The organism is Streptomyces sp. ISL-96 (assembly GCF_018614035.1).
Taxonomy (GTDB): domain Bacteria; phylum Actinomycetota; class Actinomycetes; order Streptomycetales; family Streptomycetaceae; genus Streptomyces.
The window spans coordinates 44,871-61,090 of record NZ_JAGGPA010000052.1; the positions used below are offsets into that span (position 1 = coordinate 44,871).

General features: G+C 73.0%; 17 protein-coding genes. 12 read left to right on the forward strand and 5 right to left on the reverse strand.

The genetic code is table 11. The features are described from left to right. Positions 1–22 precede the first annotated feature (22 nt). From J7E96_RS28395 to J7E96_RS28405, 3 genes are all read left to right on the forward strand, one after another. Positions 23–430, forward strand: coding sequence for a hypothetical protein (locus J7E96_RS28395; protein WP_215135255.1), 408 nt, complete (start codon positions 23–25; stop codon positions 428–430). Then, on the forward strand, positions 430–1,812 hold the full coding sequence (locus J7E96_RS28400; RefSeq protein WP_215135257.1) for a hypothetical protein: 1,383 nt from the start codon (positions 430–432) through the stop codon (positions 1,810–1,812). The genes J7E96_RS28395 and J7E96_RS28400 overlap by 1 nt, the downstream gene beginning before the upstream one ends. An 89-nt stretch (positions 1,813–1,901) precedes the next feature. Further along, positions 1,902–2,081, forward strand: a complete 180-nt coding sequence (locus tag J7E96_RS28405) for a hypothetical protein (RefSeq protein WP_215135259.1) — start codon at positions 1,902–1,904, stop codon at positions 2,079–2,081. 127 nt (positions 2,082–2,208) lie between these two features. Here J7E96_RS28405 and J7E96_RS28410 read toward each other — a convergent pair whose 3' ends face one another. Beyond that, positions 2,209–2,700 (reverse strand): hypothetical protein, encoded by a 492-nt coding sequence (locus J7E96_RS28410; protein ID WP_215135261.1) that lies wholly within the window; start codon positions 2,698–2,700, stop codon positions 2,209–2,211. 151 nt (positions 2,701–2,851) lie between these two features. Here J7E96_RS28410 and J7E96_RS28415 point away from each other — a divergent pair, with 151 nt between their 5' ends. From J7E96_RS28415 to J7E96_RS28455, 9 genes are all read left to right on the forward strand, one after another. Then, the gene (locus J7E96_RS28415) at positions 2,852–5,476 is read left to right on the forward strand and encodes a hypothetical protein (protein ID WP_215135262.1); all 2,625 of its coding nucleotides are present in this window, start codon (positions 2,852–2,854) and stop codon (positions 5,474–5,476) included. Positions 5,477–5,615: 139 nt separating this feature from the next. After that, positions 5,616–6,779 carry a hypothetical protein gene (locus tag J7E96_RS28420; RefSeq protein WP_215135265.1) on the forward strand — a complete coding sequence of 388 codons (1,164 nt, stop codon included), beginning with the start codon at positions 5,616–5,618 and terminating at the stop codon, positions 6,777–6,779. A gap of 198 nt (positions 6,780–6,977) precedes the next feature. Then, positions 6,978–8,129 carry a hypothetical protein gene (locus tag J7E96_RS28425; protein ID WP_215135267.1) on the forward strand — a complete coding sequence of 384 codons (1,152 nt, stop codon included), beginning with the start codon at positions 6,978–6,980 and terminating at the stop codon, positions 8,127–8,129. A gap of 246 nt (positions 8,130–8,375) precedes the next feature. Continuing rightward, complete coding sequence (locus tag J7E96_RS28430; RefSeq protein ID WP_215135270.1) at positions 8,376–9,119, forward strand: hypothetical protein; 744 nt, start codon at positions 8,376–8,378, stop codon at positions 9,117–9,119. 71 nt (positions 9,120–9,190) lie between these two features. Further along, positions 9,191–9,544 (forward strand): hypothetical protein, encoded by a 354-nt coding sequence (locus J7E96_RS28435; protein ID WP_215135272.1) that lies wholly within the window; start codon positions 9,191–9,193, stop codon positions 9,542–9,544. A gap of 71 nt (positions 9,545–9,615) precedes the next feature. Then, positions 9,616–10,176, forward strand: coding sequence for a hypothetical protein (locus J7E96_RS28440; RefSeq protein WP_215135274.1), 561 nt, complete (start codon positions 9,616–9,618; stop codon positions 10,174–10,176). Between the two features lie 46 nt (positions 10,177–10,222). After that, positions 10,223–10,405 (forward strand): hypothetical protein, encoded by a 183-nt coding sequence (locus J7E96_RS28445; RefSeq protein ID WP_215135276.1) that lies wholly within the window; start codon positions 10,223–10,225, stop codon positions 10,403–10,405. 137 nt (positions 10,406–10,542) lie between these two features. Then, positions 10,543–11,979, forward strand: a complete 1,437-nt coding sequence (locus J7E96_RS28450) for an LPD29 domain-containing protein (RefSeq protein ID WP_215135278.1) — start codon at positions 10,543–10,545, stop codon at positions 11,977–11,979. Positions 11,980–12,089: 110 nt separating this feature from the next. After that, entirely contained in the window at positions 12,090–12,815 is a 726-nt protein-coding gene (locus J7E96_RS28455; RefSeq protein WP_215135280.1) for a hypothetical protein, read from the forward strand. 121 nt (positions 12,816–12,936) lie between these two features. Here the strand turns inward: J7E96_RS28455 and J7E96_RS28460 are convergent, their stop codons facing one another. The 4 genes from J7E96_RS28460 to J7E96_RS28475 form a co-directional block, all read right to left on the reverse strand. After that, positions 12,937–13,746, reverse strand: a complete 810-nt coding sequence (locus J7E96_RS28460) for an ExeA family protein (RefSeq protein WP_215135282.1) — start codon at positions 13,744–13,746, stop codon at positions 12,937–12,939. Further along, the gene (locus J7E96_RS28465) at positions 13,743–13,967 is read right to left on the reverse strand and encodes a hypothetical protein (RefSeq protein ID WP_251070561.1); all 225 of its coding nucleotides are present in this window, start codon (positions 13,965–13,967) and stop codon (positions 13,743–13,745) included. Before J7E96_RS28465 ends, J7E96_RS28460 begins: the two co-directional genes overlap by 4 nt. After that, on the reverse strand, positions 13,951–15,354 hold the full coding sequence (locus J7E96_RS28470; protein ID WP_308296177.1) for a DDE-type integrase/transposase/recombinase: 1,404 nt from the start codon (positions 15,352–15,354) through the stop codon (positions 13,951–13,953). Before J7E96_RS28470 ends, J7E96_RS28465 begins: the two co-directional genes overlap by 17 nt. A 95-nt stretch (positions 15,355–15,449) precedes the next feature. Then, positions 15,450–16,079: a DUF6431 domain-containing protein gene (locus tag J7E96_RS28475; protein WP_308296178.1), complete on the reverse strand. Its 630-nt coding sequence runs from the start codon at positions 16,077–16,079 to the stop codon at positions 15,450–15,452. Positions 16,080–16,220: the final 141 nt, after the last annotated feature.

Sequence of the window (16,220 nt, forward strand, 5' to 3'; positions counted from 1 at the left end):
CCACCCCTGAACGGAAAGCAGCATGAGCAGCAGCCTGATCCCCGCCTTCGGCGCCCCCGGACTCGCCCTCGGTCTGACCGGCATCCTCTGGTTCGGCACGAGCACCGGCGGCAAGGTCAAGCCGCTCGGCTGGTGGTGGACCCTGCTCCTGGCCATGGTCGCCGGCGCCTCCTACAAGGCGGCCGGAACGCCTTTCGACCTCGTGTCCAGCCTCGTCAACGACGGGCTCGGCCTGTTCGGCGACGTCGTCCCCCGCGTCACCATGGCGGGCATCGGCCTGTTCCTCACCGGCGTGATCCTCTACAGGAAGCTCACGACCCGGCAGGTGGCCGTGATCGGCATCATCTTCTGGTACGTCGCCTCCGGCGCGGGCGGGGCGTACTCGCTCCTCGCCCAGAAGATCGACACGATCATGCAGAGCTTCGCCTGATGGGCGCCCACCTCCACGTCGTCCCCGACCCCGAGCCAGATGAGGCCCCGGGGCCGGGGGAGCGGCCTGTCCTGGTCCCCGCCCCGGCCGCGGCCGTCATCGCCCCCCGCCGGGCGCCCGAGCCGGACACCGACCGCGACCAGCACGACGACGCCGATGACGAGACCGCAGCGCACGGCCCGGACGAGGCCGACGAGGACTACGTTCAGGACCACGAGGACCCCGACGAGGCAGGGGAGTGCGACGACGAGGACGACGCGGGGGAGTACGACGAGGAGGCGCCGGCGAGTCGCGGCTACATGACCGTCCCGGACCTCCGCCCGTACATCGACCCGCGCCCGCTCCGCGAGCTCGGCCCCCTCGCCGTGGAGGCCGGGAAGACCGCCGGCCCCCCGCTGCTTCGCGCGATCGGCCGGTTCCTCCGCGAGCTCGGCCAGATGCTCGCCTGGTACGGCCGGGGGATCGGCGTGCTCCTGGTCCTCCTCGCCGGATGGCTGTCCGGGAAGTACGGCAAGCGCGGCAGCCTCGGCGCCCGCTTCGCCGTGGTGGCCTTCCTCCTGTACGCCGCCGTCAGGCTGACCATCCAGTACCCCTACACCCCGTGGATCATCGGCGCCCTGCTGCTCACGGTTACCGTCCTGGCCGCCACCGGCAACATCGAGATCCCCATGAGCAAAACCACGAAGAAGGACGCCGACAAGGGCAAGGCCGCGAAGGAGAAGGCCGACCAGGCTCCCGCGAAGGACAAGACCCCTCCGGCCGAGGACTCCCCGGAGGGAGCCGTCGAGGAGGTCCCCGAGGTGTCCAAGGAGAAGCCGGCCCAGGCATCCCGCGCGTCCTGGGCGACCCGCCTGTTCCGCCGCCCGGCACCCCCTGCCGACGCCCCCGACGCACCCCCCGCCGGCACCCCGGCCGAAGGCGGCGAGGAGGAGCCGACGGAGACCCCCGCCGACCCCTCCCCGGAGGCCGTGATCCGCGCTCTCCATCACCTCTACCGAGGGGGCAGCGGGGTACTCCACACCACCCTCCGCGACCACCTCCGCGTGGCCGACACCAGGACCGTGAAACGGCTGCTGGATGAGGCCGGCATCACCTACCGCAACGGGGTGCGCTCCCCGGCCGGGAATGGGCCCGGCACACACCACCAGGATTTCCCGCCTCTCCCCTCTTCCCAGGAGGACCCCCAGGGGGTCGGTGTTGTCGCAGGTCAGAACGCCAACACCAACACCAACAACGCCGAGAGGGGCCCAGAAGAGGGGTTCGGTGCACAGGGCAACAAGTGGACCGCCGAGGAGATCGCGCGCGGCTTCCGGTCCATCCCCGACCCCGATCCCGAGCGTGGACCGTGCGCGTGGAAGATCGAGCAGTACCCCGGAAGTTGACCGTCCGTGCCTGGCCGAGAGCAGCATGTAGCAGTGGATCAAGGATGTGAGCCATGATGGAGGTGATCGGAATTACGGGAGGGACGGTCATGAGCCACGACCAGCACGCACACTCGGCGCAGTGCTGCTGCTGTGCGCGGGCGAATGCCACGCCGGAGCCGGAGCCGTTCCGCCTCGCCGACCTCGCCGACGTCCCGCGTAACCAATGGATCGGCGGCGGGATCATGCTCCTCGTGATCGTCGTCCTGATCCTGTTCCGCCACGGGTAGACCACCCCGCCTCGGAAGCCGCGCACGTTACCGCCGAGCAGCCGCGGCGGACCTGACCCCGGGGCGCGACGGAGGGGCCGCGCACTGCCCGGTGCGCGGCCCCTCTCGGCGTATCCCCCGCTGGTCCTCAGCCCCGGATGAGCGGGGCGCCGGCCGCCTTGATGATCCGGCCGACGTGGTTGCGGTCGTACGGCACGTGCTCCGCGATCACCCCCGGCCCCAGGACGCGTGAGCTGTAGGTGCGCACGATCACCTCATGGAGCGGCTTGCGCGCCTCCTCGACCTTGCCCTCAGCCTTCTTGAAGGCGGTGGTCAGCTTGTCCAGCTCGGCCAGGGCCGCGGCCTGGGTCGCGTCGTCGTACTCCGGGGCCGGCGCAGCGTTCGGGCCGCGCAGAGGGGGCACCCCGGCCGCCTTGCCGAGCCTGCCGACGTGGTTGCGGTCGTAGGGGGTGTGGTCCGCGATGACGCCGGGGGGCGCGCTGCGGGCCCGGAGGTGCTTGACGATGGCCTCGTGCAGGGGCTTGCGCGCCTTTTCGACGTTGCCTTCGGCCTTGTTGAACGCGCTGGTCAGCCGGTCAAGCTCTGCCAGCGCAGCCTGTTCGGGGGTGTGGGTCGCCATGGGGGCAGTGTGCCACATCAGGTTGCAACGCGGCACCGCTTCCGCGTGTCGATTTCCATGTGGTGTTGCAACTTGACGTTGCAACACAAGAGTGCAACACTGTGCGTATTGGGAGGGCGCACAGCCCACCCCCGCACCACAGGAGGACCCGATGGCCCAGATCACCGCCGAGATGCAGCGGACCGCCCAGGTGGCCCCCGCCCAGGTCGGCAACGGACAGGCCGTCCACTACGTCAGCACCGCCCAGTTCACGGCAGACACACAGTGCAGCCGCACGGTGGCCCGGGTCCTGAACGAGCGCGACGCCAAGGGCGCGGAGTGCACCCGGTGCGTCAAGAAGGTCCAGGCCCTCCTGGCCGCCCAGGCGCCGGCCGCCCCGGTCGAGGAGCCCGCCGCCCCGGCCGCCGTCGAGCCCCCCGCCCGGATCAAGGCCCTCACCGAGGACGTCACCACCCCGGCGACGATGTTCGACCCGGAGCTGACCTATTACGCGGACGGCACCCCCGTGGTCATGCGCTGGACGGGCGGGGAGAAGCCCGGCACCACGGCCGGGATGACCGTGGACCGGGGCCCGTACGCCTTCCAGGCCGTCACGTTCGAGGACGGCACGACCAGCAACGTCGCCCCCCACGTCCTCCACCGCATCGACCCGCCCGCCCCGGCCGCGCCCCGCTACCTCGCGGACTACGTGACCGTCCTCGACGGCGAGGAGCGCGTCCAGCGCCTCACGGTGACTGTGGAAGGCGACCCCGCGCCCGTACTTGCCGAGGAGCTGCCGTACGAGCCCGAGCGCAACGCAGCCCGCGCGCTGGAGGCCCTGGGCTGGACGATCACCGGCATGGAGACGTACGGCGGCCCGAGCCTGTTCCGGGCCTGGGTCGAGCCCTGCCCCGTGCCCGCCGCACCGCTCCTGATGCCCGACCAGGCGCGCGGCATCGTCAACCAGGTCCACGCCGACGCGAACGATTTCCGCACCGCCGAGGACGCGAACGGCAGGCTCCTGGGGTACACCTTCCGCTCCACCACCACCCCCGCCACCCGGTACGGGTACATCACCCACGACGGCACGTTCTCCATGGCCCTGGAGCCCACCCGCGAGGACGCCGCCGCGATGCTGCCCGCCGCCGTCCTGTCCGACGAGCGCCACGCGCAGCGCCCCTCCCCCGCCGCCCAGCGCGCCGCCGCCCTGGCCGCGCAGCGGGAGACGGCCACCGCCGCCCGCGCAGCCCACCGCGCGGAGATGGACGACCGCAGCGCCGCAGAGGCCCACCGCCACGGCGCTTCCCTGCCCCCGGCGACCGCCGACCGCATCGCGGAGCGCATGGCCGAGCCCGAGCAGCCCGGCCCCTTCAAGCCCGGCGACCTGATCGTGTGCGCGGACGGCAAGGTCCGCACCGTCTCCTCCATGGCCCCGGAGTTCGCCGGCGAACCCCTGCGCGTGATCGTGGAAGGCGGGGCCCAGTGGCTCGCCGCCGAGTGCGAGCACGCCCGGGAGTTGGAACTCCACGCCCCCCACGGGTACACCGGCCCCCGCGCCCTGTGCGGGTACGCCGACCACCTCGCCCCGGCCCGCCTCGACGGCACCCTGGACGTCCACGAGCGCACCCCCGGCACCATGGGGCACTGCCCCGGCAGCCTCCTGACCCCCCGCGCCCACCGCGAGGAGCTGACCCGCCGCCACACCACCGCGTTCAGCTACAACCCGCCCCGCCCGACCTTCCTCGCCTGCACGGCCAAGCCCGGCGACGTGGTCGAGCACGAGGAGCAGGAGCACACCGTCCAGGACTGCCACCCCAGCGACGTACGCCACGTCCTGGTGACCTTCACCGACGACACGGCCGCCACGTTCACCCTGGAGGACCGCCTCACCTACCGGCGCCGCGTCAGGGCCCGCGACGTCCGGTGCCAGGAGTGCGGGGTGACTGCCACCGAGGACACCGACGAGGCCGCGGACGGCACCCCCTCGCACCGCCTGTGCGGGGTGTGCGACCACCCGGACGCCACCGACCCCGAGCACCGCGCCGCCGTCCTGGAGGAGGCCGTCGCTCGCCTCACCACCCGCGCCGCGTACGCCCACGCCCACGCCTTCCAGCCCGTGGTCGCCGACGACCGGGCCCGGCCGGTCGGCTGGACCTTCCGCACCGGCTACGGCGCCCAGGCCGCTTACGGGTGGGTGACCGCCCTCGGCCGCCTGATCGCCCAGGTGGGCACGGAGTACCGGTGGCAGTCCGAGCGCGCCGTCCTGGACCACCACGAGGCCGGCACCCTGGCCCCCACGAGCCACGACCTGGTGCCCGCGCTCGCCGCGCGCCCGGTCGCCGAGATCCGCAAGGGGCTGGAGGCCCTGCGCGGCAGCGACGAGGCACCGGCCGAGAACGCCCCGGCCCGGCGGGTCGTGGAGGGCGTGATCGTCCAGCACGACGGCGCCACGGAGGGGTGCGTGCCCCGGGACGTCACCCACCCGGACGTGCTCGCCGCCCGCCGCGCCCTCGCCGGCCTCGCCGCCGCCCGCCTCACCGACCACCACGACGTCTCCGAGCCGACCGAGGAGGAGCAGCAGGTGCGCGGGTACATGGTGAACCCGCGTGGACAGGGCCGGGTGGCCGTCTACTGGCTGGAGGGCGGCCAGATCATCCGCCGCGACACTCCGCTCCACGGTGCGGCCCTGGACTGCCTGGAGGACCGGATGCGCCGGCAGGGCTGGGAGACGGAGCGCATGGGCCGGTCCGCGCAGTGCCTGTTCGCCCACGTGCCCGAGGAGCAGCGCCAGGGGTGACACCCCGCCGCCCAGGACGCCCCGCCTCGCCCGAGGCCGGGGCGTCCGGTCGTTGCGGCCGACGCCTCGTGACCCGCAGGGGTGAAGGTGGGGCGGGCCCATCATGCGCCTTGACATTGCAACCTCATGTTGCAACACTGTGGGTATCGGGACGGACGAACAGCCCGCCCCCCTGCACCGCACGGAGGACCCCATGGACCAGCTCGCCAAGATCGCAGACGGCATGACCCCCCGTATGACCGAGGCCCTGATCTTCTGGGGCGACCGCAACCCCCAGGGCAGCACCGCCCGCACCAACCTGGGCCAAGGCGGCGGCACCCATGGAGCCGTCCACCGCCGCGGCCTCATCGCCCAGGGCCGCGACGCCCGGGGAGGCACCGGCTACTACCTGAGCCCCCTCGGATGGGCCCTCTACACCCACCTCACCGGCAAGCCGCGCCCCGCCGACGCCGACCGCCTGACCCTCGCGGAGGCCCTGACCGAGGCGTACGGCACGGGCGCCGACCAGGCCGCCGCCCAGACCGCGACCCGCCGCGTCCACCGCCGCGCGTGCGACTTCCAGCCCGTGACCGCGATCGACGCGGACCTCGTGGCCGGATGGACCTACCGGGCGAGCGAGAGCACCCGCACCCGCTACGGTTGGGTTACTACGGACGGGCAGGTCGCCCCGACCGCGACGTACGTGTTCCGGGACTGGGCCGCCGAGGGTGTCCACGCCGCCCGGATCGCGGGCGCCGACCGGGCCCCGGCCGCCACCCCGACCGACGTCGAGCGCCACGACGACGTCAAGGTCCACGAGGACGGGCCCGGGAAGTGGATCGTGGAGCGCGGCGCCGACTTCCTGGGCGCGATCTGGGACGAGGGCGCCCGGATGGCCCGTGGCCGGTACGCGATCTGGTCCCCGTACCTGCCGACCGCCGGGTTCTTCGTGGCCGCCGCCCCGGCCGTGGACGCCATCGTGGACGCCTGGCCCCCGAGCCTGGCCGACCTCGTCCAGGAGACCGGCGCCCCCCTGGAGGTGGTCGCCGCCACCGCCGACCTCCTCGCTCAGGAGCAGGAAGTCGCCGCGGAGCGCGTCTACCGGACCGCCGTCCGGGGGGCGGAGGCGCGGGTGACCTTCGAGGCCGCCGCCTCGATCCGGGAGACCCTCGGGGCGCCGGCCGCCCGGTACGCCGTGGCAATCGGCCGGGATGACCGCACCTGGCCCCGCTTCCACGGCCGGGACCGCGCCGTACGCCACGCCGCGAGCTACGGCCTGACCGCCGACGCGGTCCACGACTCCGCGCCGGTCCCGACTGCCTGACCCGCCCCGCCTCGCTCCCAGGACGCCCCGCCTCGCCCGAGGACCGGGGCGTCCGGTCGTTGCGGCCGGCGCCTCGTGACCCGCAGGGGTGAAGGTGGCCCACGGTCCACCTTGCACCTTGACATTGCAACCTCATGTTGCAACACTATGGGTATCGGGACGGACGAACGGACCGCCCCACCAGCCCAGGAGGACACCATGGCCGCCACCACCGCCACCGCCCAGTACGCCCCGGCCCAGGTCGGCAACGGTCGCACCGCCCACAAGACGGACGCCGAGGCGTTCAGTGCGGACACCCTGTGCGAGCGGACGGTGTCCCGGGTCCTGACCGCCGCCGACGCCGCCAAGATGAAGGAGTGCGTCTCCTGCAACCGGATCGCCGCCGAGCGCGCCGCCGCCCCGACCGGGGAGCCGACCGAGGTCGAGACCCCGGCCACCGAGGACGCGCCCGACGAGGTCGAGGAGACCGAGGCGCCGGCCGCCGCCGAGGAGGCCCCGGAGGTGGACGAGGTGGAGCCCGCCGCCGCCGAGCCGGTCCAGGTCGAGGAGCCCGCCCAGGTGGAGGGCGCCCCGGAGGTGGACGACATTGAGCCGGCCCCGGCCGCGCTGGTCCGGGTGACCGCCTACACCGCCGCCGTGGAGGTCCTGCACGCCAACGGCACGGACAGCGACGACCGGGTCCTGACCCTGGACGCCGACGCCCTCCTGGAGACCGTGGCCAAGATGCGCCGGATGCCCCGCTGGAACGCCGCCGAGGAGCGGTTCACGGTGAACAAGGTGGCCGTGATCGTCGCCCGCGACGCTCAGGGCGAGCGCGTGTGGGTACGCGGAGAGGCCGCCCCGATCCGGGTGGACTTCACCGGCACCCCGATCCAGGAGGACGCCCCCGCCGAGGCCGGCGCCGTGGACATGGCCGCCGTCCTGGCCGCCACACGGATGCTGCGCCGCCGCAAGGAGGTCCAGCGGGTGATCGACAACCGCGAGGCCGCCCGCGCGATGAGCACCCCGGCCCCGGTCGAGGAGCCCACCCCGGCGCCCGTGGTCGAGGAGTCGGCCCCGGCCCCGGTGGTCGAGGAGTCGCCGGCCCCCGTGGTCGAGGAGACCGAGGCGCCGGCCGTCGCGCCGGAGTGGCGCACGCTCAAGGGCATGGAGGCCCCGTTCCACCTGTACGGCGAGGAAGGCGCGGACGGGTTCCGCCCCGCCAGCGACCGTAAGCAGTGCACCGGGGAGCCCCTGACGATCACCCGGACCTGGATGGCCCACGGCACCCGGTACGCCCAGGACGCGACCGGCCGTGAGTGCCGCCTGTGGGGCGCGGCCACCCGGTACTGGGTTGCCCCGATCGCCTGAGCAACCCGCTGAACACCACGCCGCGGACGCCCCGCCTCGCCCGACGAGGACGGGGCGCCCGGCTGTTCAGGGGTGTTCAGCGAACGCCGCTGAACAGCGCCGAACACCTCGCCGGCCGGCCCACATGACCCGCCCGGGTGAAAGGCCCTCGCACCCCCCTTTGCAACTTGACGTTGCATCCTCGTGTTGCAACACTATGGGTATCGGGAAGGGCGAGGGGCCTGGACCAGACGGAGGGACACCGCGATGAACAGCACCGCCAAGACCGCGCAGATGATGGCCCGCCTCACCGAGGCCGAGACCGCCGCGAAGGTCGCCGGCCGCGAGGAGACCCGCACCGCTGCCCGCGCCGACCGCGCTGCCGACCGCCTCAAGGCCGCCCGCGCCGCCACCGCCACCGCCCGCCGCGAGCTGCGCACCGCGATCCGCACCGGCAAGGGCCTGGCCGCCGCCGAGCGCCGCGTGGAGCGCCTGACCGCGAAGTGCGCCACCCTGGCCACCGCCGCCCAGGACGCCAAGGCCGAGGCCACCGCCGCCCGCCGCGCCGCCCGCACCGCCACCCGCCGCCTGGACACCCTCGCCCGCCGCGCCGCCCGCAGCGCCGCCCGCACCGTCGGGGAGATCGCGGAGCGCCTGGGCCGCACCGCCCTGGCCCCGGCCCCGGCCGCCGACACCGTCCTGCCCGCCGAGGAGCTGCCCGCCGTCGAGGAGATCGAGCAGCACGCCGACCGGTTCGCGGACCTGGACGCGAAGGCCAAGCAGTACGCGAAGGCCGCCGACGTCGAGAAGAAGTGGCTGCGACAGATCCCGGTGGGCACCTTCGGCCGCGTGACCGTCGCCCGCACCCCCGGCGGCAGCGTCCTGGACGGCGACCAGGTCGCCCTGGACTACGCGGACCAGGGCCTGGTGCCCCCGCGCAAGGCCCGCCGCGACACCTTCAAGGTCGCCGTCGCCGCCGCCCCGGCCCTGGTCCTGGCCCCCGCCGCCTGACCCACCCCGCCCCGGCCGGGCACCCCACGGTGCCCGGCCCCCACCCCGCACCGCCCGAGAGGACGCCCCTGATGCCGACCTTCACCTTCCCGTCCGGGACCACCGTGGAACTGCCCCAGGGCATGACCGTGTGCCAGAGCCCGGTGACCGTCACCTACGACTGCGCGCGCGTGGTGCCGGTGGCCAAGACCCCCGCCGGACGGTCGGTCTTCACCTCGTTCTCCTGCGCCGCATACTCCCGGGCCGCCGACGTCCTGGACCAGCGCAAGGAAGTGGCCGAGCGCGAGCGCTACGTGCACATCGCGGCGAGCAAGGGCCGGCGCACCGACCGGCTGACGGAGTACCTGGAGCACCACCGCCAGGTGCTCGCCTGGACGCTCGCGGAGTACGAGAGCGACCCGGCCCCCTGCTCCTGCGGCACCTGACCCACCCCGGCCGGGCACTCCACGGTGCCCGGCCCCCCACCCCACACCACCCGAGGAACGGAGGGCCCGCGATGTCGCACCTGCCCCGCACGATCCCCACCGCCGCGCTGGAGAGCCTCGCCGCAGCCCTGGCCGCTGCCGGCCTGGAGCTGGGCCCGATCAAGCCCGGTACCCGGGTCACCCGCACCGTCCAGCACGGGGGCGCCTGCTGGGAGCTGACGTACATGGGCGCCCGGTGGGGGTGGCGCCTGATCGGCCCCGGGGTCGAGCGCGGCATCGGGGTGCTGGACGTCGAGGAGGCCGCGGAGCGCATCACCGCCCCGCTGGCCACGGAGGCCCCGGCCCGCACGGTCCACGTGCGCATCGGCACCCACCGCACCGCCTACCACCCGGACTCCGCCTGCCCGGCCCTGAACGGCAAGCCCGAGACCTACCGGGGCCAGGAGGTCATGCCCGAGCACCAGGCGCAGGCGCGCGGCCTGGCCCTGTGCGGCCAGTGCGACGCCCTCCTGACCACCGTCCCGACCACGTACGCCGGAGTGCCCGTGCCGGCGCTCGTGCGCGGGGCCTGGACCACCCCCCTCGGGGACGGGTGGCGCCTGGGCGTCCGCTCGACCCTCGCCGCCTCCTGACCCCCACCGCCACCCGACCGCCGCACCACCACCGAAAGGACCCCCCGTGGTTGCCGCCCTGTACTCCGTGAGCGCCGTCCGGATCGAGAACGGCGAGCGCACCGCCCTGCTGCGCTTCGACACCACCACCCAACTCCCGGACCTGCCGGAGCTGCTGGCCGCGTACGCCGCCGACTACGCGGACCAGGACGACGTCCTGGTGGACGTGTCCGCCGCCCCCGCCGCCTGACCGGCCCCGGGCCGGGCGTCCCCTCCGCCCGGCCCGCTCGACACGCACCCTCATGTCGCAACTTGACGTTGCAACGTGAGGGTGCAACTATGTGTGTGGAGGGAGGCACCGAGCCCCCCGGAACCGGGAGCAGCGCCATGACGACGTACATCGACGCCCGTTACGTGTCCGCCGAGATCAAGCGCCGACTGACCGCCGCCTTCCCCGGCGCGAAGTTCTCCGTCCGCCGCGGAAAGGGCACCGGCTCCGCCAGCATCGACGTGACATGGACGGACGGCCCGACCGACGCCGACGTCGCCGCCATCGCCCGCCCCATGCAGGGGTCTTCCTGGAACGGCTACGACGAGCGTTACGAGTCCACCGGCAACGAGGTGACCGTCACCATCGACGGCAAGCGCGTCACCGGGAAGCCCGTGGTCAACCACATCGGCCTCCACCACGAGGTGTCCGACGAGGTCCGCGCCGAGTCCCTGGCCCTGTGGAAGACCGCCAACGGCGAGGACGCCGACACCCAGGCCGCGAACGGCGGCTTCACCTGCGAGGGCGAGTTCATCAGCGGGTCCTGGGGCGTGAACCAGGTGCTGGACATCGCCCGGAAGGTGGTCCTTCCGCGCCGCTGGAAGGCCGCCCAGGAGGCCGCGGCCGCCGCCGCGCCTGAGCCCGCCGCCCCGGCCGAGCCCGCCGCCCCGGCCGCCCTGTTCGGCCCCGGCCTGGACGTGACCCACACCGAGGAGGAGGGCGTCGTCGTGCGCGGCACCCGCCGGGGCGACGGGTCCGCGCCCGCGCTGCGCGACCAGGGCCTGAAGTGGCACCGGAAGGAGGGTTACTGGTACCTCCCGGGCACCCGGGGCGCGGCCGGCGACGAGCGGGTGGACGCCATCCGCGACGCGCTCCGAGCGGTCGGCCTGTTCCCGGCCCCCGCCGGGGTCCTCGAGGCGGCGCCCGCCGCCGACCCGGCCGAGGAAGCGCCCGCCGTCGAGGAGGTCGCCGGCGACGAGCCGACCGAGGCGCCGGCCGAGGAGGCGCGGCCGGGCCTGGAGGCAGGGGCCCACCGCATCACGAACACCGGGGAGGGCATCGACGGCCCCGGCAGCGCGTACGCCTTCCTGTGCCTGTTGTGCGACAAGCGGGCCCGCCTCGTGGAGTTCGGGGAGTTCCCGTGCACCGACGAGGCGGAGGGCGCGTACCTGTTGGAGGTCGCCGCGCGCCTCCTGGACGACGTGGGACTCCGGGGCGTGGACGTGTTCCACGTGATCAGCAACCTCGGAGACGTGGCCCCGCTCCAGACTCGGGCGGAGGTGACCCGGTTCCTGGCCGCTCAGCTCCAGTGCGGGGCCACCCACCACTGGTACGAGGGGGAGCTGAGGCTGGCCCGGGGCGGCAAGACGGCGGGGTACATCAAGCCCGCCCCGGCCCCGCTCCCCGAGGACCGCACCGTGCCCCAGGCGTACCGGGGCGTGCCCGTGCCGGCGCACGTGGCCCGCGCCTGGGGCGAGCAGTCCACCGGTGGGTCGTGGCGCGAGGGAGTGGACGCCGCCCTGACGTTCGCCGTCCTGGCCCGCGCCGCCGACTGACCCCGCCGACCCGACGCACCACGTTGCAACTTGACGTTGCAACGTGGTGTTGTCATTATGTGGAGGTGAGGACGCGCCCAGCGCCCCACCCCACCAGCGAAGGAGCCCACGTGGCACTGATGACCGCCCCCCGCACCCCGGCCGTAGCCGTCGCCCGCGAGCTGCGCCGCCTCGGCCTGGGACAGGGCCCCGGCAAGGACTTCAAGGTCGCCGGCCACTACGTCGCCGGAGAGCGCCGCTACACCTACGTCGACCTCATGACCGCCCACGCCCGGCAGGTCGTCGCGGACAACGCCGACACCCTGGAGCGCTGGACCGCAGAGGCGAACTTCCCCTTCACCGTGTCGGTGCGCTACTTCGACACCCCCCGCCCCTGGCCCACGATCCGTAACGGCGGCGCCGAGCGCATCCGGGACGAAGCCCCGGCCGTCGGGGAGGCCGCGCCCGCCGCCGAGGAGGCTCCGGCGCCCACCCCCGCTGCGGCCCCGGCCGTCGACTTCCGGACCGGTGACATCGTGGCCGTGGACGGGCGCCCCGGGGACTGGGAGCTGATGGCCCCGGCCGGGGACGACTGGGAGGTCGAGCCCGCCCAGGCCACGGACCGAGAGCGCACCACCGTCCCGGCCGCCGCGCTGCGCCCCCTCGCCGACGCCCCCCACGTACGCCGTGGCGACCTGGTGATGCAGACCTACGCGGAGCAGTGGCAGGCCGCCGTGGTGGGCGACGTCTACCGCCTCGGCCGGTGGGTCGCGGTCAAGACCCACGCCGCCACCGAGCACACCCCGGCCTGGACCCAGTTGGACGACGTCGAGAGCCTGACTGTTGCCCGGCGTTGAAAATGCCGACGAAGGCGGCGTTCACCGTGCCGACGAACGGAGACGGAGACGCCCCGTCCGGGGGGTCCGGGCGGGGCGGTCATCGGTGAGGTGTCGTTTTCGTCGGCGAGGTGCCGGTTGCTCAGTCGACCACCTCGCTGACGGCTGCGCGGGCCGCGGCCTCGTCGACGAGGTTCTTGCCGGTGGCGAAGGCGGCGACCAGGGCTTGCAGGGCGAGGTTGTTGACCGCTCTGGGGTAGCCCCGCGAGGTGGTGTGGATCAGTGCGAGTGCGTCCTCGGTGAACAGCTGGTCCGGCCTGCCGACGAGTTTGAGGTGGTGGGCGACGTAGCTGGTGGTCTCGGCGGAGGTCATGCCCGGCATCGTGTAGCGCAGGGCGGTCCGCTGTTCGAGGGCGGCCAGGACGGCGAGTTTCATCGTCCGCCGCAGGGTCGGCTGGCCGACCAGCAGGCAGGACAGCGGCGAGTCCTGGTCCATGCCCTGATTGGTCAGCATCCGCACCGTTTCGAGCTGTTCGTAGGACAGAAGGTGGGCCTCGTCCAGGACCAGAACGGGGGTGCGCCCGCGTTCCTCGCGTTCGGCCATCAGGGCCTTGCCGGTCTGGACGGTCAGGCGCGAGCCCAGGTGGGAGGGGGTCTGTCCGAAGGAGTTGACGATCTCCTCATGGATGCCGCGGACCCCGATCAGCGGGTTCGGCAGGTATATGACGGTGTATTTCGAGGGGTCGAGTGCGTCCAGGGTGGTGCGGACCGAGACGGTCTTGCCGGCGCCGACCTCGCCGGTGACCACGCCGATGGACCGCTCCGAGATGCACCAGGAGATCCGGGCGACGGCCTGGTTGTGGGAGTCGTGCCGGTGGAGCATGCCGGGCGAAAGGTTCCGGCCGAAGGGCATGCGCTCGAATCCGTAGTGGGCCTGGAGTTTCTCAATCACGTCTGTGCTCCGGAAGGTTCGCAGGTGGGGACGGGTGTCAGGGGGCAGCCGGTGAGGTTTTCGATGAACAGCTCCAGGCCGGCGGTAATCCAGTCGACGGCGGTGTCCTCGCCGAAGTACCTGGCCAGGGCAGCGTCGACGTCCTCGTCGCAGGCTTCGAAGAAGCCGTGCAGTTCGGTCAGGAACACCGCGAGCCCGGCCGGATCAGGAGGTTGCGGCATCGTCGTTTGTGCCGGTCAGGTCGACGCTGGCGGGGCCGTCCCAGCCAAGGGCCGCGTAGTTGATCTTTTCTCCGAGCTCGGCCGAGTGCGCGGCGTCGATCAAACCGAGGTAGTCGATGCCGGTCGTCGGCCTGGGCTCGTCGGCCGGGATCTCGGGACGGGCCTTGGGGTGAGAGTGCCTGGCGATCTGGAACGGCAGGGCGGTGCCCGCGTCCTGGCCCTCGACACGGACCCGCAGGAAGGTCAGGTCGAACGGGTCGAAGACCAGCTCGACCTTGCGGCCGGCCAGGTGCGGGTCGACCTGGTAGCGGTTGCCGTGCAAAGACACCGTCGCGGTCTTGCCGACGCTGCGGTATTCGGACCAGCGGAAAGCCTCGGCCAGGTCGGCCGGGGCCGGAACGGGAAACGGGGCGCCGGCCATCCAGCGTTCCAGCGGCGCCATCTTCGTCTCGGAGTGCACCCGCCGGTGGTAGGTCTGTTCAACCCACGCCGTGAACAGGCGGTTCATCTCCGCGAGGTCCTTGATCTCCCGTCCCACCTCGCCGGTGTCGGAAGCGATCTCGACGGTGAACTCACCGTTCACGGTGCGGAAGAACCGTTCGATTTTGCCCCTGCCTTCGGGCCGTCCCGGGGTGGAATGCACCAGCTTGATACCGAGCTTCGCGCAGGCCCTCAGCAACCACGAATCGACAAAAGCACTCCCGTTGTCAACGTAGATGTACTGCGGGACGCCGCGGGCGGCCAGGGCCGGCCGCAGGGCCGCGGCCAGGCGGACGGTATCCTCCGCGAACCCCCAGCGGTGCCCGACCACCGCCCGGCTGTGATCGTCCACGAAGGCGAACAAGTAGGTTTTGCGGCCGCCGATCCGCGGCCCGTGCAACGCGTCCCCGGTCCAGATCTCGTTCGGGCGGCCGGCCTCGAACCGGCCGAACACCGCCGACGCCTTGGGAGCCCTCAGCGCGACCAGGCCGGTGCGGTGGAACATCCGCTGGAGCGTGCGCTCGTCCGGCGCCCAGCCCAGCTGGGCCCGCAGAATCCTTCTGACCTGCGCGGCCGTGCGGTCCGGGTTCTCCTTCTTGAGCGCCGTGGCCAGCTCGAACACCTCCGGTGGGGTCCGCGGCTGGGACTGGCGGGTGGAGGGCACCAGAGCGTCGAACCCGCCCTGACGCCAGTCCAATATCCACCGGTCCAGCGTCCACCGGGTGATCCTCACCGTCCGGCCGTCCGCATCGGTGTGCTCCTGCGAAGCCAGATGGCGCACGAGCTTGCCGCGCTGACGACTGGTCAGCGTCGGGTCCGCGGCCTCTCTGATCAGCATGTATCGGAACAGGCCGATCGACCGGGCTCTTTCCAGCCGGTTCGCCTGTTCGTCGTCTTTCTTCGACACGTCCACCTTCCTGACACCTCGCCGGGGCTATGGGCCCGCCGAGGCTTTCAGGAGCAAACCCCTCCGCGTCAGAGGGAGTTCGTGTTGATCGACGATCAAGGCCAGGACGGCGCGAGTAACCGGCCGCCGGAGGCCGCGCAGGCCAGGTGCCAAAGCGACACCTCGCCGACGTCCGGCCAGCGCGAGGCCACCGCCTTCCAGGCCCCGACCACCGCGGCGACCGCGTCCGCGAATGGCGTCGCCGTCGCGGCCGGCATCACGGGATCCACCCCCGCATCGACCAGCAGCACCGTGAAGTACGCCCGTATCTGCTCAGCCCGCGCGAAGAACCTGCGAAGCCAGCCCCGGACGGTGTCCACCGGCCGCCGAAGACGCCCGGCGATCACCCTCGTCCCCGCCCCCAACGCTTTCGCGGCCAGCGCCGCCCCTATCACTTCCGCAAGATCCACCCGCCTGACCAGCACGAACACGGGGAGAAGAACATGCGACCCACCACACCCACCGCACCGGGCGCGACGCGGACGAAGCCGCACCACCCCCGCCCCGCTCCGCAGCACCCGCCTCCGGGCCCAGCCCCACGGCGCCAGCACACCCCCACAATCCGGGCATGCCAACTCTCCGTTGGCCAACCGGGTCTCGACCTCGGCCGCATTCGTCCCTACCGTGAGCACAGCACCTCCGCGTGCTACCACGGCCCTCCCGGGACACCTCGGCCAAGAGATCACCGGGAGGGCCTTCGCATGCCCTCATCGGCAAGGTGCCGCCGCCAACGAACTCCAGGGCCGCACCGACATGCGCTCGAATCTGTCGGCACACACAATGCCCCAACTCACCGCCCACATAGGCATCTTCAGAGTCGTTCAACA